The organism is Aequorivita viscosa, assembly GCF_900106795.1.
Taxonomy (GTDB): Bacteria; Bacteroidota; Bacteroidia; order Flavobacteriales; family Flavobacteriaceae; genus Aequorivita; species Aequorivita viscosa.
In genome coordinates, this window is the sequence record NZ_FNNS01000005.1 from 1 (window position 1) to 25,301 (window position 25,301).

At 38.9% G+C, this 25,301-nt stretch carries 15 protein-coding genes; 10 read left to right on the forward strand and 5 right to left on the reverse strand.

The window, feature by feature from the left end:
• The 4 genes from BLW28_RS03715 to BLW28_RS03730 all read left to right on the forward strand — a co-directional run.
• Positions 1 to 657, forward strand: a 657-nt coding sequence (locus BLW28_RS03715; protein WP_143036834.1) for a T9SS type A sorting domain-containing protein, incomplete at its 5' end; no start/stop codon positions are given.
• 18 nt (positions 658 to 675) lie between these two features.
• Positions 676 to 909, forward strand: coding sequence for a hypothetical protein (locus BLW28_RS03720; protein ID WP_073215125.1), 234 nt, complete (start codon positions 676 to 678; stop codon positions 907 to 909).
• Between the two features lie 720 nt (positions 910 to 1,629).
• Positions 1,630 to 5,637: a GEVED domain-containing protein gene (locus BLW28_RS03725; RefSeq protein WP_073215128.1), complete on the forward strand. Its 4,008-nt coding sequence runs from the start codon at positions 1,630 to 1,632 to the stop codon at positions 5,635 to 5,637.
• 44 nt (positions 5,638 to 5,681) lie between these two features.
• Positions 5,682 to 5,891, forward strand: coding sequence for a hypothetical protein (locus BLW28_RS03730; protein WP_073215131.1), 210 nt, complete (start codon positions 5,682 to 5,684; stop codon positions 5,889 to 5,891).
• 848 nt (positions 5,892 to 6,739) lie between these two features.
• Here BLW28_RS03730 and BLW28_RS03735 read toward each other — a convergent pair.
• The 5 genes from BLW28_RS03735 to BLW28_RS03755 all read right to left on the reverse strand — a co-directional run bounded on the left by BLW28_RS03735 (position 6,740) and on the right by BLW28_RS03755 (position 10,128).
• Entirely contained in the window at positions 6,740 to 7,546 is an 807-nt protein-coding gene (locus BLW28_RS03735) for a TPM domain-containing protein (RefSeq protein WP_073215134.1), read from the reverse strand.
• A 54-nt stretch (positions 7,547 to 7,600) separates the two neighbouring features.
• Positions 7,601 to 8,065 carry a TPM domain-containing protein gene (locus tag BLW28_RS03740; protein WP_073215137.1) on the reverse strand — a complete coding sequence of 155 codons (465 nt, stop codon included), beginning with the start codon at positions 8,063 to 8,065 and terminating at the stop codon, positions 7,601 to 7,603.
• Positions 8,066 to 8,121: 56 nt separating this feature from the next.
• Positions 8,122 to 8,730, reverse strand: coding sequence for a LemA family protein (locus BLW28_RS03745; protein WP_073215140.1), 609 nt, complete (start codon positions 8,728 to 8,730; stop codon positions 8,122 to 8,124).
• 12 nt (positions 8,731 to 8,742) lie between these two features.
• Positions 8,743 to 9,072 carry a MerR family transcriptional regulator gene (locus BLW28_RS03750; protein ID WP_073215143.1) on the reverse strand — a complete coding sequence of 110 codons (330 nt, stop codon included), beginning with the start codon at positions 9,070 to 9,072 and terminating at the stop codon, positions 8,743 to 8,745.
• Positions 9,073 to 9,150: 78 nt separating this feature from the next.
• A complete protein-coding gene (locus BLW28_RS03755; RefSeq protein WP_073215145.1) occupies positions 9,151 to 10,128 on the reverse strand; it encodes a M23 family metallopeptidase in 978 nt (325 codons plus the stop codon).
• Positions 10,129 to 10,387: 259 nt separating this feature from the next.
• On the opposite strand from BLW28_RS03755, the gene alaS reads away from it, so the two are divergent.
• The 6 genes from alaS to BLW28_RS03785 all read left to right on the forward strand — a co-directional run bounded on the left by alaS (position 10,388) and on the right by BLW28_RS03785 (position 25,285).
• Positions 10,388 to 13,000: an alanine--tRNA ligase gene (alaS, locus tag BLW28_RS03760; protein WP_073215148.1), complete on the forward strand. Its 2,613-nt coding sequence runs from the start codon at positions 10,388 to 10,390 to the stop codon at positions 12,998 to 13,000.
• Positions 13,001 to 13,031: 31 nt separating this feature from the next.
• Positions 13,032 to 14,015 carry a GSCFA domain-containing protein gene (locus BLW28_RS03765; protein ID WP_073215151.1) on the forward strand — a complete coding sequence of 328 codons (984 nt, stop codon included), beginning with the start codon at positions 13,032 to 13,034 and terminating at the stop codon, positions 14,013 to 14,015.
• A 132-nt stretch (positions 14,016 to 14,147) separates the two neighbouring features.
• Complete coding sequence (locus BLW28_RS03770) at positions 14,148 to 14,666, forward strand: Riean_0653 family protein (protein WP_073215153.1); 519 nt, start codon at positions 14,148 to 14,150, stop codon at positions 14,664 to 14,666.
• A 570-nt stretch (positions 14,667 to 15,236) separates the two neighbouring features.
• Positions 15,237 to 17,102 (forward strand): outer membrane protein assembly factor BamB family protein, encoded by a 1,866-nt coding sequence (locus BLW28_RS03775; RefSeq protein WP_073215155.1) that lies wholly within the window; start codon positions 15,237 to 15,239, stop codon positions 17,100 to 17,102.
• Positions 17,103 to 17,524: 422 nt separating this feature from the next.
• Entirely contained in the window at positions 17,525 to 18,979 is a 1,455-nt protein-coding gene (locus BLW28_RS03780; RefSeq protein ID WP_159431746.1) for an SUMF1/EgtB/PvdO family nonheme iron enzyme, read from the forward strand.
• A gap of 78 nt (positions 18,980 to 19,057) precedes the next feature.
• Positions 19,058 to 25,285: an Ig-like domain-containing protein gene (locus BLW28_RS03785; protein WP_073215160.1), complete on the forward strand. Its 6,228-nt coding sequence runs from the start codon at positions 19,058 to 19,060 to the stop codon at positions 25,283 to 25,285.
• Positions 25,286 to 25,301 lie beyond the last annotated feature (16 nt).

A 25,301-nucleotide genomic window follows, 5' to 3' on the forward strand; every position in this document is an offset into this window, starting at 1 on the left:
CCCGTACACGATAGCTTCGGAATTATATTTGCTGAAGGAAATGACAACGGATTAACCCCTGCCGATGCAGTGAAGCCTATGAACTTCTACGAAAATCTAGGAAGGGACCTAAACGGAACCTACTTAAGCATCGAGCAAAGGGCGTTGCCACAAGCTGCTGAGGTGTACCCAATGTACTCAATAGGTTATACTAAATCTGATTACACTTTGAAGGTTATTGTTGAAGGTTTGGAAGCTAATTTCTTGTACTTAGATGATCACTTCACTGGTACAAGTATGTTGTTAGAAGCTGGAGAAAACTCGTACAGCTTTAGGGTTGACCCTAACGATGCGTTGAGCATTGCAACCGACCGTTTCTCAATTAGAACAGCGCAACGTTTAGGAGTTGATGACAACAGTTTATTGGTTGGCATCAGATTGTTCCCGAACCCATTGAATGGAGATACATTCTACATCAATGCACCAAAACTAAACGGGGAGCAATTATCTGTTAGTATTAGCGACCTTACAGGAAGAACAATCTCCGAACAAACCTTAGACTGCCGTGCCAATACAGTAACGGTGCCTATGGGCGACAATGTTGCTTCAGGTGTTTACCTTGTTACCCTTAAAAACGGTGGCGAAGCTCAAACTTATAGATTGATAAAAGAGAAATAACCTTAAAGCAAAAGCTATATGAAAACAAAAACAAATAGTATGACGTCAAATAAAAGGGACACAAATAAAAAAGTGATGCTGTTATTGACAGGACTCTTGCTCGTAGGTAGCTTAACTGCAAATGCACAAATTGGACTTCCTGGTGGAGATCCAAACATTCCAGATGCCCCTATAGACGGATTCTTGAGTATTGCCCTTATCGCTGGGGCTTGCATTGGCCTGCGAAAGCAGATAAAAGGATTGAAGGAATAATTATCCGGAAAATAAGAACATTTGGTAATATTTAGTGTTTAGTAGAAGAAAAGGATCCAGTTTTGGGTCCTTTTCTTATTTGCTTACTCCAAGATTTCAGTGTATAAATTCATAGTGGTGAATTCATGCCATAATTATTATAGGTACATTCATGTTGGGTGTATTGCAATAAACCCTAATGAGATTTTTAAACGCAACCTTATTATAGTACAATATTTTTTAAACAAATACTTAATCAGCTATTAGTTTTGAAGGAACGGAATTTCAAATATTTAAATCGGTTGTTTATGGTATAAAATCTTAAAATGATGAGATTTAAAATAATATTCATTATATTAGAGCTAACATCGAAAAAATGAAAATAATTAATACAATTCGTACTCCTGTTTACAATATTTTTTGAAGTAGTTGGTTGAACAATACACACGTAGGTGACTTTGCTGGTAGAGAATATCTTACTCTCGTGGCTGTATGATGAATTTTAATACGCTTCTATTTTAGTTTTCAGAAATGAAAAGAAGGTTTGCGGGTTATTGGTTTACATGTTCGAAAAAATGCTTTTCGAGTTTATATTTTACGGGGAGAGGGTTTGAAATAGGCACCTCTCTTTTCTAATTATCTAAATGAAATTGATTAATGTTGCACAATAATTTAAAAAGCATTTTTAGGTTGCTAAAGATTTGCGTTTTTATAGGTTAAAAAATTACAAGTTAATTAGTTATGAAGAAAATTATATTATTGATTTTAATGCTTGCTGGGGCTGTCGGGATATCTCAAACTCCTTCGCTTAGAGAAAATAGGATTGATAATCCTATGGTGTATAACCAAAACAAAAATGAAAACAGCGGTGCTTTTGTTGGAGCTATAAATGCTAATTTTAATGAAACTTCTGCTTCAACAGGCTTCGTGAATACTCAAAAACCGAGAACGCTAGCCGATACGCCAGGCGTTGTAAACAATCCTGAGCGGACAGCTGCCTCGTTTAAATCGTTTAAAACTTCTCCTATTAATGAGCGGCCTTTAAACACCAATACTTTTTGTCAGCAAGAAAATCCAAATGATTTTACTTTTGAAAATGGGTATTACGTTTCGGCATCAAGTCCATACAAAACAGCGAATGATCTTACTGTGGCGGCTGGAGAAAACTTCACGTTAACTAATATAACAGCGAGTATTTTTGCCAATGGCGGTATAACCAATGTTAAAGTAAACTATTACTCTAGTGTTTCTGGGCTACCTGGAACATTAATAGGTTCTGAGGCTTCTGCAACTATTGATAGTCAGACTGTAATCGGAAGTAATTTCGGTTTTGATGTGCGTGAAGTTGAAATGACTGTTTCTCCATTTTTGTTTGCAGGACAGAGCAATATATCCACAAAATATTGGATTGAACTTTCTGTAACCGATACTGGTGGAACTAGAAATGTACATTGGGTAGTAACTTCCTCTTCATCTGTTGGTAGTCCTTCTGCGCAATACGATAATGGCTGGTTCATTCCAAATGCAACAATGGATGGTGTTTATATTTGGAAAGGTGATTGCGAAACTATTGGCGGTGGAAATACTTGTGAAACGCCTATTGTAGAGGTAAATCAGGATGTAGACACTGGTTGCGTGGCAGATGTAAGCATTGAAGAAGTGGTGCAATCTTACTTGCCACTTGAACCAAATGCAGCGGGTGTGGGTGTAAAGTTCACCACTCCCTCTTCAGGATTGAATGTGGAGCTTTCTCTTTGGGATGGGCTTCCAGGTACCGGCGGGAACTTGTTAGCTAGTGGAACAACCTTAACAGATGGCTCAAACTGGGTCGATGTTTATTGGAATACGACCGTTAGTGTAACTGTAGGTAATACTTATTACATAGTTGTTGATGGTGATAGCACGCTTCCTTGTCTTTCCGGATCTCAAAGTAATTCATATACCGATGGGCAGCTTTTTCTAGATAATTCTCCAACGCTCAATTCCGATTTAACTTTTAGAACTTATAGTTGTGATGATAGTGGTGGAAATTGTGCAGAAGAAAACCCTAATGACTTTACATTCGAAAATGGTTACGTATGCGCTTCTAACAGTGTGTATAAAGCAGCAAATGACTTAACCGTTGCAGCTGGTGAAAATTTCACTTTAACAAATATAACTGCGAGTGTTTTTGCCAATGGCGGAATTGCCAATGTAAATGTTAATTATTATGCAGATTCATCTGGACTTCCCGGATTATTGATTGGTTCTGAAGCATCGGTTACTATCGACAACCAAACTGTTATCGGGAATAACTTTGAACTTGATGTCAACGAATTAGAATTATCTGTAACCCCATTTTTATTTGCGGGAGAGGTTGGTTCCTCCAAAAAATATTGGATTGAATTATCTATTACAGATGCAGCGAATTCAAACGATGTTTATTGGGTACTTACCTCTTCTACATCGGTGGGCAGCCCTGCAGCACTTTATGACAATACCTGGCGAATAGATGACCCAATTTACGACGGAGTTTATGTTTGGGAAGGCAATTGCGAGTCAATTGTAACAGAGCCATTTCCTAGTCCGTATTGCGGTCCTTTAAATTTTATTAGAACAATAGAGCCTATAACTTTAGTGGAAGTAGCGGGAATAAATAATAGATCCGATGCAGCGATAGGAGGCTCTCCAGCTCACGAAGATTTTACAGCGGTTGAAGGTGTTATGGAATTAGGGGCAAACTATCTGGTAGCACTCGAAGGAAATACAAATGGTGTCTTTGAAAATCGATTTGTAATATTTATTGATTGGAACCAAAATGGAGTTTTAGATGATGCAGGTGAGGTTTATGAAATTGCTGAAACAATTAGTGGTTCTACAGGAACTGATGGACAACAGGCTGCAGGGTTAATTACCGTTCCTGCAGATGCTATGTTGGGATCAACAAGAATGCGCGTTAAAAAAATATTTAGAACTTCAAATTACCTGAACCCTTGTCTTGGAGCACATTCTGGACAAGCGGAAGATTACACCATCCAAGTGTTAGCTTCAAATACAAATTTTGTATACCAAAACAATACTTGGACGCCTACCAATCCTGCTGGAGTTAGTACTTCAATAGATAATATTCATATTGTAAACGGAAGTGTTTCATTTACAACCAATATTACCGCCAATAATTTAAATATTGATTCAGGAGCTACCTTACAGGTTGAGAAAGTGTTGACAGTTGCAGGCGATATCAATAATAACGGCGATCTTATTTTTGTGAGTAGCGCAACCTCGAATGGTGAGCTTGGTATGTTAACAGGAAGCTCTTCTATAAACGGGACTGCCACTGTGCAACGGTATATGAAAAACAAGCGTTCTTATAGGATGGTAAGCAGTGCTGTTACTACAACTACTTCTATTCACGAAAATTGGCAAGAAGGAGCAGTCGGTAATACAGATAATCCTGCCCCAAGTTTTGGAACCCATATTACTGGAAGTACAGTCGACCAGCAAAATGGTTTTGATGGTACAAGTACGGGTAATTCTTCAATGTTTAAAGTGAATGTTGCTACCCAGCAGTTTGAAGCAGTTTCAAATACGAATGTAAACACATTAACGGCAGGTGAGGGGTATTTACTTTTCGTTCGAGGCGACAGAACAATCGATTTGAACGATAACAATGCTTCGAGTGAAACTATTCTTAGGGCTACTGGGTCTTTAGTTACAGGGCCTTATATCCATAGCTTTCCTGAAGCAGAATCTGGAGATTTTGTAATGTTTGGAAATCCATACCAGAGCGCCGTAAATATTAATAGTGTATTTACAGGTTCAACAAATGTGAATGCTAATCAGTATTATATTTACGATCCGAGTCTTGGAGAATTTGGTTCATACGTAACCGTTTTACTTCCATCTGGTATTAATACATCGGGTTCAAGTGCAAACCAGTATCTTCAGCCGGGGCAAGGAGCGCAAGCGGCAATTACGGGTAATGCACCAGAAGTAATTTTTAATGAAACCAACAAAGCTCCAGGCAATTTCACTTCAACTAATCGCAACACTATAACTTCAAGTAATATGCTTACGGTACAGCTGTTTACCAGTGAAAATTTCAATAATGGAGGGGCTCTACACGATAGTTTTGGGATTCTTTTTGAAGAAGAATACAATAACGCACTTACAGCATCTGATGCTTTAAAACCGATGAATTTCTATGAAAATTTAGGAATTAACCACAATGGCACTTTATTGAGTTTTGAGCAAAGAGAAATGCCTCAGGCTTCGGAAGAGTTTTCGTTGTATATCGCAGGATATCAAAAATCTAATTACACGCTGAAAATAACAATCGATGGACTAGAGGGAACCTTGTTTTATCTTGATGATAATTTTACAGGCACAACGACACTTTTAGAGAGTGGTGACAACGTGTATAGTTTTCTTGTTGATAAAGCCGATGAATTGAGTATCGCTACAGATCGTTTTAAAATTCGTACTCAACATCGGTTAGATGTAGCCGATAGTAATTTGCTTTCTGGTGTTCGTTTGTATCCTAATCCGTTAAAAGGGAATGTTTTATTTATAAATGCTCCAGGACTAAACGGAGAACAATTATCAGTTAGAATTACAGATATAACGGGTCGGACTTTCTTCGAAGAAATCTTGGAATGTAATAACGATACAATTTTTATTTCAATGGCTAATGGTTTATCCTCAGGGGTTTACTTGGTTAACTTAAGTCACCGAGACGAACAGAGCACATTTAGATTAATAAAAAATTAGGAGTTTTAAAAATAATACTTATCTTAGCACCAAAATCAAATAGCATGAAAACAAATCAAAGAACCATTAACAGAAAGGCAATTCTTTTGCTAACAGGACTCTTAGTAGTTGGAAGTTTAACCGCCAACGCGCAAATAGGACTTCCTGGAGGTGATCCAAATATTCCAGATGCTCCAATTGATGGCTTCCTAAGTATTGGATTAATTGCAGGAGCTTGTATCGGTCTTCGTAAGAAAATTAAAGGACTGAAATAATTTTACTTTAAATCTCGAGCATTTAAAATGCTTAATAATATATAAATAGAGAAGGCTCAAAATGAGTGCTTCTCTATTATCTTGTTATAATGTTGAGTGTCAATTTTTTTAATCACCTCTGCATTCTATCTATTTTCTCAGTAATTCTACTCGAGCTTCGCATAATCAAACCAGTTGTGTTTGATTTAGATTCCAAACTTACACTAGATCGATTTTTTTTTAAATGAAATATACCCTTCGTCTGCATTCAAGGTACAGTTGATTTACTGATTGTAAAGTGTGTTCGGAACAGGCGAGGTTGCTTTTTTTACGGGTTAATTTCCGTTTTGTTTGTATAAACTCCAATTTCCTGATTCTGGAAAACCTCTCTTGTTTCACCAGGTTTGTCTGGGTTTTAAAGGCTCTTCAACTGCGGTCAGTTTGGCTAGAGTAAGTATGTACGACTTGGCTGCTTAATCAATTATTCAGAAAATAGATTTCGGTCAGATTGATTTTATAACGTAAGCCAATAGTGTTCGGTTAAAATATCCTAAAGTTGCGTTCAGCTATTGTCGACAAACCTTCAAAATATTTATCATAGAAACTAGTTTGCCTTTAAGTTCGCCACTAAAAATTAATGCTGAAGAAGTGACACTAATCAATTCAGCTAAATTATCAATCAATTAAGAGGTAAGTTTTACGCCTGTCAAGGAACGACAGGTAGGTCTCACATCCTGAAGTGCAGCTGTCCGCCCGAATGTATTCGGTACAAAAATACGTCAGTTTGTTGTTTCCGGCGAGTGGAATATCGTAGTCGGCCACGATTACTAAATAGTGTGTTTTAAACTAGAGGTTGTGCTGTGTGTTTTCTACCATCCTCCAGAAGCTCCACCTCCTCCAAAGCCACCTCCGCCGAAACCGCCACCAAAGCCTCCGCCTCCTCCGAAGCTTCCGCCACCGCCAAAACTTCCACCGCCACCACCAAATCCGCCAGAACGGCCGAGGCTTGATAATATTAAAATGTCTAGTAGTCCACTGCCTTTATTGCCGCCTCCTTTTCCTCCTTTCCCTCCTTTTTTAATCAGGGAAATTAGAATTATGATGAATATAAAAATTATAAAAAATGGAATGTGGCCGCCTTCTTTTTTGTTGAAGTTACGGTCTTCTTTGAACTCTCCTTTGAGTGCAGAAAAAATAGCATCGCTACCTTTATCTAAACCAGCATAATAATTTTCATTTTTAAACTCCGGAATCATAATGCGGTTAATGATGCGTTCAGACATTAAATCGGTGATGCGATATTCAATTCCATAACCTGTATTAATATCTACTTTTCGGTCGTCTTTGGCAAGAGTAATTAAAATACCATTATCTTCTCCTTTTTGGCCGATACCCCATTTTTGTCCCCATTCTGCACCGAGCAGGGAAATATCTTCTCCTTTCGAAGAGGCAATTATAATGCAAACAATTTGTGTAGAAGTAGAATCGGCATAACGAACCAATTTGGTCTCTAAAGCCGATTTTTGAGATGGAGTTAATAAGTTTATATAATCATAAACAGAGGTCTCCTTTGATGGTTTCGGAGGAATTTCGTACTGAGCCAATACATTTCCAGAGATAAACCAAACAACGATAAATAACAGAATTGAGGAATATTTCTGAAGTGTACTATTCATTAAATCTTGTTTTTGACTACTGACTACTACTAGCTAACGTATACTGACCGCTACTTACCCTACTGAAATGTCATCAGGTAGTTCGTTTTTATCATCTTTTTGATGTGGGAAATGTTTTTTTAATTGTTCTCCTGCTTTTAGAATTCCGTTTACTAATCCCAATTTTATTTCGCCATTCTTAAAATGGTTTATCATAATATCTTTAGTGCTCTCCCAAAAATCTTGCCCTACTTTATCATTGATGCCTTTATCACCCATAATAACGAGTGTACGGTCTTCTACTGCAACATAAATCAAAACTCCATTGCTTTCTTTGGTGTTTTGCATATCCAGCATATTAAACACTTCTTCGGCACGGTCTATTGCATCTTTTTGCTCGTTTATTTTCGTGTTTGGTGGATTTGAATGCGATTCTAAATGAACTCGAATTTCACCCGAGGTGTTTTTTTCTGAAATGCGAATAGCCCCAATTACGGCTGCTTGATCTTCGGAAGAAAGGAAATCTTCTACTTTTGGCATGTTTCTATGTTTTTTAACTAGAGCAATTTTTAGCTAGGTTATTGCCCACTGAATTCTTATTTCTTGTCACCTCCAAAATCGAAATCTACGTTAGGAGCAGTTTCGGTTCCCGCTTCAGCTTCAAAATATGGCTTTTGGTCAAATCCTAAAATTCCTGCTGCAAGATTAGTAGGGAACTTTCTTGTTTCTGGATTATACACCCGCAGTGTCTCGTTGTATCTATTTCGTTCTACATTAATACGGTTTTCGGTACGTTCTAACTCGTTAATTAACTCTTTGAAGTTTTCATTGGCTTTTAGGTCTGGATAACGCTCAAATGTTAATAATAATCTAGATAATGCAGAAGATAAACCCGATTGAGCTTCTTGAAATTGAGCCATTTGTTCAGGGGTCGCCTTTGATGGATCCACAGTCATAGCCGTCGCTTTACTTCGGGCTTCAGTAACACGGATTAAGGTTTCTTGTTCAAACTCGGCATATCCTTTTGCGGTGTTCACAATATTCGGAATTAAATCGGCTCTTCGTTGGTATGAGCTTTCCACATTTCCCCATTGAGCCATTACATTTTCATCTAATTGTACCAAGCGGTTGTTTACAGATGCAAACCAGCCTCCAACAACTACAATGAGACCAAGGATAATAATTAGGGGTAACCATTTTTTCATAATGAGTAGGTTTTATAGTTCTTCTTTAATTTTTAATAATTCTGCTTTAACAGCCTTTAATTTCAGTATGATATCAAACTGATCTAGTGATTTTTGTTTGTTTCCTTTAAGGTGAATTTTAGCACCATCAAGTGTAAAACCGCGTTCTTTCACCAAATGATAAATTAGTTCGAGGTTTTTTATGTCTTCAGGAGTAAATCTTCGGTTTCCTTTGGCGTTTTTCTTTGGTTTTAATACATCGAATTCTTTCTCCCAAAAACGTATTAACGATGTATTCACACCGAAAGCCTCGGCGACTTCGCCAATGCTATAATACAATTTTTCAGGTAAATCTACGTGCATTTTTTATAATGAATAATGAATAATGAATATTTTCCCTCTAACCTCAGACTTATTCTATTAATTCCAATTCTTATTAAATTAGTCTAACGATTGGTTTTCTTGTTGTGCTGTTTGAAGCATTTCATCAAACTCTTCTGCTGTTAAACTTCCATAGTAAAAGTTCATTGGGTTAATTCGTTCGCCGTCTTTAAAAACTTCATAGTGTAAATGTGGTCCTTGACTTCGTCCGGTATTTCCTACAAAACCTATTAAATCGCCACGTTGTACTTTTGCGCCAGGCTTTGTATTGTATTTATACAAATGTGCATATAAACTTTCGTATCCATAGCCATGGTCTATAACAATGTGTTTTCCGTATCCAGTTGCCCTGCTATCGGCCCTGCTAACAACTCCATCGCCACTAGCATAAACAGGAGTACCACGTGGAGCACTAAAATCCATTCCGTGATGAAATTTTCGGGCTTTCGTAAATGGATCCCTGCGGTATCCGTATCCTGAGGCAACTCGCGTTAAGTCTTCATTTTTAACTGGTTGTATTGCAGGAATAGCGGCTAAAAGCTTTTCTTTATTTTCAGCTAGATTTGCAATTTCATCGAGCGATTTGGATTGTATAACGATTTGCTTTGTTAGAATATCCAGGTTTCGCGATGTGTTTATTATTAGCTTTGAGTTGTCAAATCCTTCTAAATCTTTATATCGGTTTACTCCTCCAAATCCAGCTCTTCGCTGTTCTTCGGGAATGGGATTAGATTCAAAATAAACTCGGTAAAGGTTATTGTCGCGTTCTTCAATTTCTGCTAAAACTGCCTGGGCGTGTTCTACCTTTTTGTTTAAAAGCTCAAACTGAAGCTGCATATTTGTTAACTCCCGTTTCAAGGCAAGTTCTTTGGGAGTTTGAACCGCAGGGAGGTTAAGGTATACTATAAGTAACAAAAAACCGCTAAGAAACATACCCAAAAAGCTAAGGATGAAAATTCTTAATTTTCTTCCTCGCTTTCTTTCAATTTTTCGATACGAAAGTGTTTCACTATCGTAGTAATATTTAACCTTAGACATGCGTTAAAAATTGCTATTTTTGCACACGCTGTTTTGCGCGAAATAAAGGTAACGTTTTACAAATATAGAAATTGTTAGCACTTCTCCATAACCGCCAATTTTAAGAAAATTTTATAATACATGCTATATCCGTCCTTAATTTCCATTATAACAGGTGAGTAGCGATGTAATTGTTTCAAATTCATTGAGCCATATAATTGATGCTTCTACTAATAAAGTAGTCGTAAAATAGCTTAAAACCAAAAAATATTAAAGTCACATGAAGTCTAAAGAAATTCGATCTCAGTTTTTAGAATTTTTTAAATCCAAACAACACGCTATTGTGCCATCAGCGCCAATGGTGGTTAAAAATGACCCAACATTAATGTTCATCAATAGTGGAATGGCACCTTTTAAGGAGTATTTTTTGGGAAATGGAAAGCCGAAAAGCAATCGAATAGCAGATACTCAAAAATGTCTGCGGGTTAGTGGAAAGCACAACGATTTAGAAGAAGTGGGAATGGACACCTACCACCATACCATGTTTGAAATGCTCGGAAATTGGAGTTTTGGCGATTACTTTAAAAAAGAAGCAATTGAGTGGGCTTGGGAACTATTGACCGAAGTTTATAAAATAGACAAAGATATTCTATACGTAACCATTTTTGAAGGTGACGAAAGTGAAGGGTTAGCACGTGACACCGAAGCCTACAACTTGTGGAAACAGTTTGTTCCTGAAGATCGTATTTTAAACGGAAATAAAAAAGATAATTTTTGGGAAATGGGCGATCAAGGTCCTTGCGGCCCGTGTAGCGAAATTCACGTAGATATTCGTTCTGAAGAAGAGAAAGCAAAAGTAGCTGGAAAAGATTTGGTAAATCAAGACCACCCGCAAGTAGTCGAAGTTTGGAACCTGGTTTTTATGCAGTTTAACAGAAAAGCTAATGGAAGCCTTGAAAAATTAGCCGAACAGCACGTCGATACAGGAATGGGCTTTGAACGCTTGTGTACTGTGCTTCAAAACAAGCAAAGTAATTACGACACCGATGTGTTTATGCCGCTAATTCGTGAAATTGAAACCATAACCAATTCAAAATACGGAGAAGACGAAAAGAAAGACATTGCAACTCGCGTAATTGCAGATCACGTTCGGGCTGTGGCATTTTCTATTGCTGATGGGCAATTGCCAAGCAACACTGGTGCTGGCTACGTAATTAGAAGAATTTTAAGACGTGCAATACGTTACGGCTTTACTTTCCTGGAAAAAAAGGAACCTTTTATTTATAAGTTGGTTGAAACCTTAAGCGACCAAATGGGCGATGCTTTCCCAGAATTGATAAAAGAGAAAAACCTTATTACAAATGTTATTCGAGAAGAAGAACAATCTTTTTTAAGAACTCTTGACCAAGGGTTGCTTTTACTAGAAAATGTTATTGAAACAGCCGATTCTAAAGAGATTTCAGGAAGAAAAGCGTTTGAATTGTATGACACTTTTGGCTTCCCGATAGATCTTACTGCTTTAATTCTACGCGAACGTGGCTATTCACTAGATGAAAAGGAATTCGATGCAGAGCTTCAAAAACAAAAAGATCGTTCTCGTGCCGCAACCAAAGTAAAAACAGGCGATTGGATTGTTTTGGAAGAAGACGATGTAGAAGAGTTCGTGGGTTATGACACCTTAGAAACCCAAGTAAGAATCACTCGGTACCGAAAAGTAGAAAATAAAAAGGATGGCGAAATGTATCAATTTGTTTTCAACTTAACTCCTTTTTATCCCGAAGGCGGAGGCCAATCGGGCGATAAGGGATATTTAAAAGCTGCGGATGGTGGACTTACTTATATCATAGACACCAAAAAAGAGAATAATTTAATTATTCACTTTGCCAAAACACTGCCTAGAAACCTCGAAGGTACTTTTAATGCCGTAGTTGACGGTTTATACAGAAGTCGTACAGAAGCAAACCACACTGCAACACACTTGCTACATCAAGCACTACGAAGTGTATTAGGTACCCACGTTACCCAAAAGGGGAGTATGGTGCACAGCAGGAATTTACGGTTTGACTTCTCACATTTCTCAAAGGTTACCAGTGAAGAATTAAAACAAATTGAAGATTTTGTAAACGCTCGAATTCGTGAGGGTATAACCTTGGAAGAACGACGAAATATTCCCTACCAACAGGCTATTGACGAAGGTGCTATTGCATTATTTGGTGAAAAATATGGTGATGCCGTACGGGCAATTAAATTTGGAAACTCCATGGAACTTTGTGGAGGAACACACGTTCAAAACACAAAAGATATATGGCATTTTATAATAACTTCTGAAGGTGCAGTTGCTTCAGGAATTAGAAGGATTGAAGCCTTGACAGGAGATTTCGCAAAACAATATTTTATAGATAGAAGCGAGTCGTTTGCATCTATCCAGAACGCATTAAACAATGCTCAAGATCCATTAAAAGCAGTGGAATCTTTGCAAGAAGAAAATCAAAACTTGCAAAAGCAGGTTAAAGAATTGCTGAAAGATAAAGCTAAAAACTTAAAAGGCGATCTTAAATCTGAAATCGAGCAAATAAACGGAGTAAACTTTCTTGCTAAAAAGATAGACCTCGATGCCGCAGGACTGAAAGATTTAGCTTTTGAAATGGGTGGCGAAACAGAAAACCTATTCTTGGTTTTTGGTTCCGAACAAGATGGAAAAGCATTGCTTGCCTGCTATATTTCGAAAGAGTTGGCTGCTGAAAAAAATCTAGACGCTGGAAAAATTGTCAGGGAATTAGGTAAGTTCATTCAAGGTGGCGGTGGCGGACAACCTTTCTTTGCAACGGCAGGTGGAAAAAATCCTGCGGGGATTGATGAGGCTTTAGAAAAAGCAAAGGAATTTTTAAAATAATTACAAAAACCCTTTGGGGTTTGACCAAACCATGAAACTCCAAACCCAAATACCACTAAACTCAGAAGAAAATCAAATAGATTACTCTTCAAAAATCCTGTTGCTTGGCAGTTGTTTTTCGGAAAATATTGGTGGGAAGTTTGAATACTTCAAGTTTCAGAATTTGCAGAATCCGTTTGGGGTAATTTTCAATTCAGTTTCTATAGAAAAACTTATTACAAGGGCAATTACCGATACTCCTTTTTCTAAAGCAGATATTTTTCAACACAACGGAATTTGGCAATGTTTCGAATCGCATTCAGCACGTTCATCTATAAACAAAAACGGATGCTTAACTAACCTTAATTTGGCATTAAGTAGTTTAAAAGATGCGCTTTTTACTTCCTCACACATTATTGTTACATTAGGAACTTCGTGGGTTTATCGACATTTAGAGCGCGATGAAATAGTGGCAAACTGCTATAAACTTCCAAGGAACAACTTCAAAAAAGAATTGCTTTCGGTTAAAGATATTTCAGAAAGTTTAAAATGTATTTTTGAAAAAATCACAGCCGTAAATCCGAAGGTTTCATTTATCACCACTGTTTCTCCTGTGCGACATATAAAAAATGGTTTTGTGGAAAATTCGTTAAGCAAAGCACATCTTATATCAGGAATTCACGACTTCATAAATCGAAAATTACCAATCGATAATAGTCAATCTAATATCGAAAAGCAAAAACCTTCCTATTTTCCTTCGTATGAAATTATGATGGATGAGCTTCGCGACTATCGCTTTTATACTGAAGACATGCTTCATCCAAACAAAACCGCAATAGAAATAATTTGGCAAAAGTTTGCTGAAGTATGGATTTCATCCGAAACAGAATCCCTTCAGAGAGAAATTGCTAGTATTCAATCTAGTTTGCTTCACAAGCCGTTTAATCCAGAATGCGAAACACATCTTAAATTTCAAAAAAATCTTCAAAATAAAATTGAAGCGGTTCAGCAAAAACATTCAAACATTTTGTTTTAATCCGTTTAAAGCACTCTCGCATACTCCCTTCAATATACGGCAATTGCCCTATTGTGACACTTTCTCCTTTGTGCCAATTTTGCTTCAACATTAATTACGTATCCGTTTTGACGGAGAATTAAACCTTAAATTATGAAAACATTCAAAAAAACAATTTTAGTATTACTGGCTGTAGTTGCTGTAAGTATTACATCTTGTAGTAAAAGCGACGATGGTGGGGAAGACCCACAAGGCGGGACAGGTACTTTCTCGGCCAAAGTAGATGGAGCTACCTTTACACCTATTCAGGAAACAATTGTGGCCCAAATGTCAGGCTCAGGGGCGGCTCAGACTTTGGCTGTTAGCGCTGGTACTATGAACTCTGAGAATTTACAGATGATCATTGTTGGTTATGATGGTGTGGGTACATACGATTTGAATATGACCAATATAGGGACTTATAGCTATTTGCCAAATCCCAGCAATCCAGACCCGAGCACTGTGGTAATTTATTCTACTATCAATGGGCAAACTTCAAACGGGCAATTAAAAGTGTCAAGTGTTGATGGGAACGTTGTGAAAGGGACTTTTAGCTTTACAGGTTATAATCTGAGCAATCCTTCAGAATCAGTTTCGGTAACTGATGGTCAATTCAATATTGAATTGAGATAAAACGAGATTTTTTTGTAGGCCGTGTAGTGAGCGATTATTGAAAATTTCTATCAACGGTTCTTTAAATTGAATTTTAAACAATTAGAACGTATTTAAGAAAATCTCAAGTTTGAGGTTTTTACGTGGGGCCAGGGATAAAACGATTGTTTTGTCTCTGGTTTTTTTATTGAATAAAGTCACTGTTGTCCGATTAAAATTTAGATATTCCTATTAAAGTCAGACCAACAAAGATTTTAGGCTATTTAGCTTAATGATGACCTTCCTTTTTATCTTATTTATAAACAAAACCAAAATATTAAAATGCAATCTGATTTAAAATATTTAAGTGCTCATTCACAATGGGTTACGTTTCTAGTCTTGGCTCTTGGTTCTTGTAGCGCAGCGGTCTTGTTTCTTTCCTCGGACAATACTGGAATAAAGTCCAAAATGTTGTTTTATAACCCAAACATTTTTTTTTACTACCAACTACCAACTACCAACTACCAACTACGGGAAATACGACAATTGCCCTATTGATTCTGGTTTAATTCAGTAGCATTTTTGACCTATAAAATTTAAAGAACCACGATTATGAAAACCTCAATATTTTTTTACGCATTCCTTTGCTTTTTACTCGTTGTTGAAGCTCCAGCTTTAGCTCAACGCGCAGAGCAACCGGACTTTCGATACGACACTGGAGCTAAAATAAATGAAATGACATTAACTCAAGGGGGAACAATGGTGGTTGCTACAAATGATGGTCTTGTGGGGATAAAGCCAGGTAGCAACCAACTATTGTTTAATTTTACTGAATATGGCCGTGTTAAACCAGAAGAATTGTTTTTTGTGCCAAACGCACCTTATGTAATTGTAACCCAAGGTGGTTTCGCAAATATTACTGCCAAGAAAACGGTGATAGATTATATGTCTGGGCAAGTACTATTTAACACCGAAAGTAATGGATGGAAAGTGTCATACAGTTGTGATGTTAAAATGCCACAAAACAAATTAGTTGTAATTGGTCAACGCCAATCTGAAGAAAAATATGCAACTGCAGTTGGCGTCTACGATTTAAATACGGGTAAAGAAGATTATCGCTTTAATCTTGGCGAACCCGGAAAAGTTACTATGGGAGCAGGAATGCAACCTAGCGGTACAGTTTTGTTGTTGAAAGATTATTTAATTGTTCCTACAACAAAAGGTTTAGTCGCAAAAAAAGCTCAGACAGGAGAAACGCTTTGGCAAAATGATATGAAGAATATCAATTGGATGGTAGCAGATGCTTCAGAACAGGAAATCTATGCTTTTGAAAGTGTTAATAACGGAAAAAACACACGTATCCATAAGGTTGGTGTAAATGGTGCTGAACTTTGGGAAGATGACCACAAAGTGAAAGGTCAAGTAGTAAATTTCGAGATTCTTCCAAAAGGCATTGCTGTGGTTAGTAACCAAAGCGATGGCGGAAGTAATAGTGTTTTTGCACGTAGCAACGAGTCAAATATCGCTTTTTTAAGCGCTGCTACTGGGGAAGATTTGTGGGATAAAGCTCCCAAAACGAAAGGCTATGTGCAGCATTTTTATGTAATGGACGACGGAATTCTCTTCGGAATCTATCAAGGAGGTATCAATAAAATTTCATTTGAAGGAGAAACACTTTTCAAAAAGCCTTTAAAAACAGGTGAGGATATTCTAACAATGGCGCATACTCCGCAAGGTCTTATCTATATAACTTCAGAAGATGCAAATATTGTAAATCTAGATACGGGCGAAGCAGTTTGGGGTAACCCGCTTAAATATAAACGAGCTGCCGCCGTAAGTTCTACTTTCGACAAGAAAAACAATCGTTTTTTATTAAGTGCAGATGAAACCCTGTATGCAGTCGATGCCACATCGGGCGAAGTTAGCACCTTGGCAAAAACAAAATTTGATGGCAAAGAAGATCCAACCCACGTAGAAGTTCGCAATGGCGGAATCTTGCTAACTAGCGATCAAAACATGTTACTTATGGATTGGAATGGCGGAACACAGTGGCAAGAATATTATCGCGCTCCAGGAAAGAGTGCAATGGGAGCAATTTTGGCAGGAGTGTCTGCAGTTGCTACTGCAACGGTTGCTGTGTCTGCAGCGCACTCAGGTATGCAAAATAAATTAGCAGGATATGACCAACAAGCCGAAACCGATGCTGCATTGGCTGGAGGAATGGCAGCTGCGAGTGGTGCTTCGGTTGTTGAAATGTTGAAACGCTTTAAAGCTACCGCTGCCACTAAGAATGATCAATTTATCCTAACAAAACTTGATGACGGCGTTGGTTTAGTAAAAATTAGCAAAGACACAGGAAAAACTCATAAAGAAATTGTTTTAAAGGATAAAAAACCAGAATACATTGTTGATGAAATAGGCGGTATTCTATACTATAAAGCCGACAACAATTCTATTTATGCTTACAATTTAAAATAAAATACGACTAGCCAGATTGTTTTCTGAAACAAAAATGAAGTGAGGAGCATTTTTGATTCATAAGCCCCATATTTAACTGTGGGGCTTTTACTTTTTATACATTAAGTAACTCTGAAACTTGTAAAAACATCTTTAAAGTTAAAATGAGACGAAGTCTATGCGTTAACAAAAGACTTATTATAACCATAAACCGAATTATTTGCCCTTGTTGACCGACATAGATTTCTGGTTATGAATTGATAGAAATAGAGAGCTAATAAATCGATTTTGTTTGCTATGGTGGGTTGTTTACAGAGTCTTTCACTTAAACACATCACTATTTTCGAATTATACGGCAATTGCCTTATTGAATAAAGCACATCAAGAAATGATATTTGTATAACATGTTTCTAAACATTTATCAATCTTTAAAAGAATCTATTATGAAAACAAATTCCTTATTCACAAAAATTAGCTTAGTGCTATGTGTTTTGGCTACGACCTTAGCAGCAAAAGCAAACAACGTTATTGTTGCCAATACAGCCGTATCGGGCAGTGATATTACTTTCGACATTAGCTGGGAAAACAGCTGGAACTCAAATATAGCACCTGCAAACCACGATGCGGTATGGGTGTTTGTAAAGTATCAAGATTGTGCTACAAACATTTGGTATCACGCAGATCTTAGCGACACATCAGCAGATCATACTGCCGCATCTCCCCTACAAGCAGATGCTGTAGCAGATGGCAAAGGTGTTTTTCTTCGTCGTAGCGCCTTAGGGGGTGGGAATATTGCTCCCACAGCTGTTTCATTAGCAATGAACATACCGGCTGGAACCTATAATTACAAGGTTTTTGCTATCGAAATGGTATACATTCCACAAGGTGATTTTGAAATTGGTGACGGAACTTCTACAAACACCTTTAATAGTATTACTGTTACGGCCGCCTCGCAATCGGGTGGGATTCCTGCCGGTACTATTGGAGGTTCTTCTGTAACTGTTCCCGCAACTTTCCCAATGGGCTATAATTCATTTTACAGCATGAAGTATGAAATTACCCAACAACAATACGTAGATTTTTTAAATACACTTACCTACGATCAACAAGTTACGCGTCAAGGAACAGACCCAATCAATGCACCAGGAACAAAAGCGTTTTCTCCTGGTTTAGGTTTTAGGAATAGTATAGAAATACTTGAATCTGGTAATAATAACGTGTTGCCAGCAGTTTTCGCTTGTGATCTTACAGATGGAATTCCTGATAACGTGGACGATGGCCAGAATATTGCCATGAACTTTTTAGGCTGGGGAGATCTTAGTGCTTATTTAGATTGGGCTGGATTACGTCCAATGTCAGAACTGGAATTTGAAAAAATTTGTAGAGGACCAGAAGCGAGAGTTGCAGGAGAATATCCTTGGGGTACTACAGAAATCTTTGCGTATAACTCAAATAATATCGTAGCATCCACTAAAAACAAACCAGATGAAACTGTTGCCACTGTTAACAATGGATCATCTTTTTACGGACTTGGATATTCACACATCAATTCTTTTGGACCTTCGCGCGCAGGTATTTTTGCACGTAGTACTACTGGAAGAGCTTCTTCGGGAGCTGCTTATTATGGAGTAATGGAAATGGCTGGAAATTTATCGGAACGTCCTGTTACCGTTTTTACTGCTGAAGGAGCCGCATTTACAGGAAATAATGGCGATGGCACGCTAACTAATACAGGTGAAGCCAACCAAGCAAGCTGGCCAGCTCCAGATACTGCTTTAGGTTCTGGTTTCAAAGGGGGAGATTGGTCTACAGCTGCGACTAATTTGAGAACTTCTCAACGTAGCGGCACTGCTTCAGTAGCACGTAACCAAACATACGGTGGGCGCGGTGTTCGTTAATCTCTAATTTGATGTGTATTGCATTTCAGAAGTACTGAATGCAAAAATGAAATTATTAATTATAAATCAAATTAGACGATGAAAACAACAATAACAACATTGGTTGTTTTGGTTTGCTTTTTCTTAGTTCCTAGTTCGCTGTTTGCACAGTATGAGGGTGGTATAGCCGATGGGTCTGCTCACGACCACCTCAATAACACGGTTTGTGCAACGCCCGCTCAGTTTTACGCTTATTTTGGCGGATCTGGTGATGGCGCAGGAATGGAAAGCTTACAAATTACAGCCTGTGGTGCTCCTTCACAATTCTATGCCTATCAAGGCGGGGTTGGCGATGGAAGTGCCCTAGAAACAATAAACGCAGTCACTTGTGATGCTCCAAGTCAGTTTTATGCCTATTTCGGAGGTGATGCTGCTGGTTCCGCTGTTGATGCGATAGATGCTGTCGTGTGCGATACACCAACTCAATTCTATGCCTATTTTGGCGGTGATGGCGATGGGTATGGTGCCGATGGAAACCTAAGTTGCCCTGTAGATCCGCCTGTGGCAGATTTTATGGCAGATAACACAACTATTTGTGTTGGAGATACTGTACAGTTTACAGACACTTCCACAAATGTACCAACGGTGTGGGAATGGATCTTCGAAGGTGGTACACCAGCAACTTCAGGATTGGAAAATCCAGAGGTGGTTTATAATACGCCTGGCACGTACGATGTTACTTTAAAAGCGGTTAATCAGTTTGGAACAAATACTAAAACCCTAACCGATTATATTACGGTAAACGCTATTCCTACCATTGCAACTACCACTCCAGGAACGCGCTGCGATGCTGGTATTGTTACATTAGAAGCAACTGCAAGCGCTGGAACCTTGAGTTGGTTCAACGATGAAACAGGCGGTACAGCTTTAGGAACTGGTACAAGTTTTAATACTCCGTCAATTTCAGAAACTACTACATTCTATGTGGAAACTGAAAATAATGGATGTATTTCTACAAGAGTAGCTGTAATTGCAACTGTTAATGATACACCTACCATTACAAATACAACTCCAGGAGAGCGTTGTGGGCCAGGTTCGGTTCAGTTAGCCGCTCAAGCTAGTTCGGGTAATATTAAATGGTATGATGTGGCTGCTGGCGGAACTTCATTAAGTAACACTGGTACATTTAATACGCCTTCAATTGCTACAACAACAACTTATTATGTTGAAGTTAGTGCGAATGGCTGTATTTCACCTAGAACAGCAGTTGTGGCTACAATAAATAGTCAGCCTGCAATAACTTCTACCACAGACGCATCACGTTGCGGCCCTGGTAGTGTAACGCTATTGGCTCAATCAGATTTCGGAACGATAAAATGGTATGATGCCGCAACTGGAGGAAATTTAATAACTACGGGCACTAGTTTTACTACACCATCTTTAGCAAATACAAAAGTGTATTATGTAGAAGCTGCGCAAGGTTCTTGTAGTTCGTCTCGTATAGCTGTTACAGCTGAAATCAATGCTTTTCCTACGATTACGAACACAACTCCTGCGAGTAGATGTGGTGCGGGAAGCGTAACATTAACTGCCACTGCAAATGCTGGAACGCTAAGTTGGTTTAACGTGGCCTCCGGTGGAACTGTTTTGGGATCAGGTACGAGTTTTACAACGCCTTCAATTACCGAAACAACAAGTTTTTATGTTGAATCAAACAATGGAGGATGTATTTCAACACGGGAAGAAGTAATTGCAACAGTTAATTCTGCTCCTTCGGTTACTAATACTACACCTGCTAGTCGATGCGGAACAGGATCTGTAACTTTAATGGCAACAGCAAGTTCTGGAACATTGAGTTGGTTTGCTACAGCTGCTGGCGGAACCGTTTTAGGAACTGGAACAAGCTTTACTACACCTGTAATTGCAACAACCAGTACTTTTTACGTGCAAGCACAAGCATCTGGTTGTACCTCGACGCGAAATGCTGTGGTAGCTACTGTAAATAATACTCCGGTAATTACCAACACTACACCTGCAAGTCGTTGCGGAGCTGGAACAGTTACTTTAACAGCTACTGCTAATTCAGGAACACTAATTTGGTTTAATTCAGCTACCGGTGGAACTGCTTTGGGAACAGGAACTAGTTTCACTACACCTTCCATAACAACCACAACTTCATACTATGTGGAGGCATCAACAGCATCTTGTACTTCAGTTCGGACCGAAGTTGTAGCAACCATAAATGCGTTGCCAACTATTACTAGCACGACTCCTGCTGGGCGTTGTGATTCAGGAACGGTAACGTTAATGGCTACAGCAAACGCAGGGACTTTGAGTTGGTATAATACCGCAACAGGTGGATCCGCTTTAGGAACTGGCACTAGTTTTACAACTCCAGTTATTACTTCGACTACTACTTTCTATGTAGAAGCTAATAACAACGGATGTATTTCAAGTAGAACTGCTGTAATTGCAACAGTGAATGATGCTCCAGAAATTACAGGGACAATACCCGCCGAACGATGTGGCGCTGGAAGTGTAACACTATCGGCTGTTGCAGATTACGGAACTATTAACTGGTTTACGAGTGCAAGCGGTGGTACTTCTATATTTACGGGTGCTAGTTTTACAACACCGAGTATTTCAGTTACAACTACCTACTATGTTGCTACAAATTCAGGAAGTTGTACGAGCAATCGTGTACCCGTAACTGCAACTATTAATTCAATTCCTGCTATTACAAGTACTACTCCTGCGAGTAGATGCGATACAGGAACGGTAACCTTAATGGCAACTGCAAGTTCAGGAACATTGAGTTGGTTTAATGTGCCCACTGGCGGAACTGCCTTAGGAACAGGTACTAGCTTTACGACACCTGTTATCTCGACTACGACTAATTTTTATGTAGAATCGAATAATGGTAGTTGTACCTCTACTAGAGTAAAAGTCATTGCAAGTGTAAATGACACTCCATCAATTACAGCTACAACCCCAGCAAGTCGTTGTGGTTCAGGCACAGTGACTCTTGGTGCAACAGCGAGTGCTGGAACATTGAGGTGGTTCGCTTCAGCTACTGGTGGTAGTATATTGGCAACTGGTGTAAGTTTTACCACTCCAGTGCTCACTGCCACAACTACGTACTACGTACAAGCTACAAATGCAGGATGTACGTCTGGACGTACCGCTGTGGTAGCCACTATTAACACCTTACCTTTAATAACCAACACTACACCAGCGAGTCGCTGTGGAGCAGGAACAGTTACTTTAACAGCCACTTCTAGTACAGGTACGCTAAGTTGGTTTAATTCAGCTACTGGTGGAACTGCTTTGGGAACAGGTACTAGTTTTACTACACCTTCCATAACAACTACAACGTCTTACTATGTAGAGGCATCAACAGCCTCTTGTACATCAGTTCGTACCGAAGTTGTAGCCACTGTAAATTCAGTGCCAACTATTACAAGTACGACACCTGCAGCACGTTGTGATGCTGGAACAGTAACTTTAATGGCAGCAGCAAGTGCTGGAACATTAAGTTGGTATAATACTGCCACTGGTGGAACGGCTTTAGGCACGGGTACTAGCTTTACAACGCCTGTTATTACTTCGTCTACTACTTTTTATGTAGAAGCACAAAATAACGGATGTATTTCAAGTAGAACTGCTGTAATTGCAACGGTGAATGATGCACCATCAATTACAAGTACTACTCCTGCCGAACGATGTGGTGCTGGAAGTGTAACACTAACAGCTGTTGCAGATTACGGAACAATTAATTGGTTTGCGAGTGCATCTGGCGGTACTTCTATATTTACTGGATCTAGTTTTGCAACTCCAAGTATCTCTAGTACGACTACTTATTATGTTTCGGCTAAATCCGGAAGTTGTACAAGTGATCGGGTGGCGGTAACTGCTACAGTAAAAACAGTTCCTACCATAGTAACAACTACTCCAGCGAGTAGATGCGATGCTGGAACGGTAACTTTAATGGCAACTGCAAGTGCTGGAACATTAAGTTGGTATAATGTAGCTACGGGCGGAACAGCTTTGGGCACAGGTACTAGCTTTACAACACCTGCAATTGCAACTACCACTAGTTATTTTGTGGAAAGTGCGAATGCTGGATGTATTTCAAACAGGGTGGAAGTAGTTGCAACTGTAAATACAACACCATCTGTTACAAGTACTACACCTGCGAGTAGATGCGACCAAGGTACAGTTACGCTAATGGCAACTGCTAGTGCAGGTACATTGAGTTGGTTTGCAAATGCAACTGGTGGTACTTCACTTGGCACTGGTACTAGTTTTACAACTCCTGTTATTTCTTCAACCACTACATTTTATGTAGAAGCAGAAAATAACGGATGTAATTCTAGCAGAACTGCTGTAATTGCTACGGTGAATGATTCACCAACAATTACAAATTCATCTTCAGCAGAAAGATGTGGCACTGGAAGTGTAACACTAACAGCTAGTACAGATTTTGGTACTATTAATTGGTTCGCAAATGCAACTGGTGGTACATCACTATTTACTGGGCCGAGTTTTACAACCCCGAGTATTTCAAACACGACTACTTATTATGTTTCGGCTACTTCGGGAAGTTGTACGAGCGAACGCGTAGCTGTAACGGCGACTATTAAAACAATTCCTACCATTATAAGTACTACTCCTGCGAGTAGATGTGATGCTGGAACCGTAACTTTAATGGCACAGGCAAGCGCGGGAACGTTGAGTTGGTTTAATGTGGCTACTGGCGGAACAGCTTTAGGTACGGGTACTAGTTTTACTACCCCAGTTATTACAGCGACTACCACTTTTTATGTAGAAGCCGAAAATAATGGTTGTATTTCTAGCAGAACAGCAGTAGTTGCAACAATAAATGGAGCTCCGACTATTACAGGAACGACTCCAGCAGAAAGATGCGGTCCTGGAAGTGTAACGCTATCTGCCACAGCCGATGCTGGCACAATTAACTGGTTCGCAAATGCTACCGGTGGTACGTCACTATTTACTGGAGCTAGTTTTACAACGCCTAGCATTTCAAGTACGACTACATATTATGTTTCATCTCACACAGGCAACTGTCAGAGTGACCGTGTGGCTGTAATTGCTACCATTAATGAAGTTCCAGTTATTACAAGCACTACTCCAGAGAGTAGATGTGATGCAGGAACGGTAACTCTAATGGCAGCGGCAAGCTCTGGAACGTTGAGCTGGTATAATGTAGCGACAGGGGGAACAGCCTTAGGTACGGGTACTAGTTTTACAACACCAGTCCTAACAGCTACTACTAGTTTTTATGTAGAAAGCGCAAACGATGATTGTACGTCGGTTAGGGTTGAAGTAATTGCTACGGTAAATGCTACGCCAACGATTATAAGTACAACACCAGCAAGTAGGTGTGATGAAGGAACCGTAACCTTAATGGCTACTGCAAGTGCAGGAACCTTAAGTTGGTTTAATGTCGCTACTGGTGGAACTTCGCTTGGTACAGGAACCAGTTTTACAACTCCAGTTATCGCTGCAACAACAAGTTTTTATGTTGAAGTAGAAAACAATGGATGTGTTTCTAGCAGAACCGAAGTAGTGGCAACAGTAAACGACTCACCAGAAATAACAGATACTACTCCCGCAGAACGTTGTGGAGAAGGAACGGTTACTTTAATGGCAGCGACAAATACTGGTAACATAAGTTGGTTTGATGTAGCAACGGGCGGAACTGTCCTTGGTACGGGAACCACTTTTACAACGCCGAGTATTTCAGAAACAACTTCGTACTTTGTAGAATCTGAAAGTAATGGATGTATTTCTGAAAGGGTTGAGGTTATTGCAACAGTCAATATCACTGAAGCCCCTACAGGAGAAGCAAATCAGACTTTCTGTGCGGGTGAAACTGTTGGATTAATTGTAACAGACGGCGTTGATGTTATTTGGTATGATGCACCTACTAATGGGAATATTGTTCCAGACGATACTTTAATCGTCGATGGCACTACCTATTATGGATCTCAAACCATTGATGGATGCGAAAGCACAAATCGACTTGCTGTAACAATGACTACCGGCGGTTGCTTAGGGGTTTCAAATAACCAAATGTTGAGTATTAAAGTATATCCAGTTCCAATGGATGAGGTGCTCAACATTCAATCGAACGACATTATAAGTTCTATTGAACTCTATGATGTGTTAGGTAAATTAATTTTCACTACGAAAACCAATAGCCTGACAGCAACGATAGACACTTCCTTATTAGCATCTGGTACTTACCTTGTAGTTATTAGAGCAGGGAATAAGGTGGGAACACATAAAGTTTTAAAAATGTAGTTCCATAAATAATTTT

Coding starts and splice junctions, on each gene's coding strand:
- BLW28_RS03765 (WP_073215151.1), top strand. CDS start 13,032: ATGAAACTCCAAACCCAAATACCACTAAACTCAGAAGAAAATCAAATA.
- BLW28_RS03740 (WP_073215137.1), bottom strand. CDS start 8,065: ATGCCAAAAGTAGAAGATTTCCTTTCTTCCGAAGATCAAGCAGCCGTA.
- BLW28_RS03720 (WP_073215125.1), top strand. CDS start 676: ATGAAAACAAAAACAAATAGTATGACGTCAAATAAAAGGGACACAAAT.
- BLW28_RS03745 (WP_073215140.1), bottom strand. CDS start 8,730: ATGAAAAAATGGTTACCCCTAATTATTATCCTTGGTCTCATTGTAGTT.
- BLW28_RS03755 (WP_073215145.1), bottom strand. CDS start 10,128: ATGTCTAAGGTTAAATATTACTACGATAGTGAAACACTTTCGTATCGA.
- BLW28_RS03735 (WP_073215134.1), bottom strand. CDS start 7,546: ATGAATAGTACACTTCAGAAATATTCCTCAATTCTGTTATTTATCGTT.
- alaS (WP_073215148.1), top strand. CDS start 10,388: ATGAAGTCTAAAGAAATTCGATCTCAGTTTTTAGAATTTTTTAAATCC.
- BLW28_RS03725 (WP_073215128.1), top strand. CDS start 1,630: ATGAAGAAAATTATATTATTGATTTTAATGCTTGCTGGGGCTGTCGGG.
- BLW28_RS03770 (WP_073215153.1), top strand. CDS start 14,148: ATGAAAACATTCAAAAAAACAATTTTAGTATTACTGGCTGTAGTTGCT.
- BLW28_RS03785 (WP_073215160.1), top strand. CDS start 19,058: ATGAAAACAACAATAACAACATTGGTTGTTTTGGTTTGCTTTTTCTTA.
- BLW28_RS03730 (WP_073215131.1), top strand. CDS start 5,682: ATGAAAACAAATCAAAGAACCATTAACAGAAAGGCAATTCTTTTGCTA.
- BLW28_RS03750 (WP_073215143.1), bottom strand. CDS start 9,072: ATGCACGTAGATTTACCTGAAAAATTGTATTATAGCATTGGCGAAGTC.
- BLW28_RS03775 (WP_073215155.1), top strand. CDS start 15,237: ATGAAAACCTCAATATTTTTTTACGCATTCCTTTGCTTTTTACTCGTT.
- BLW28_RS03780 (WP_159431746.1), top strand. CDS start 17,525: ATGAAAACAAATTCCTTATTCACAAAAATTAGCTTAGTGCTATGTGTT.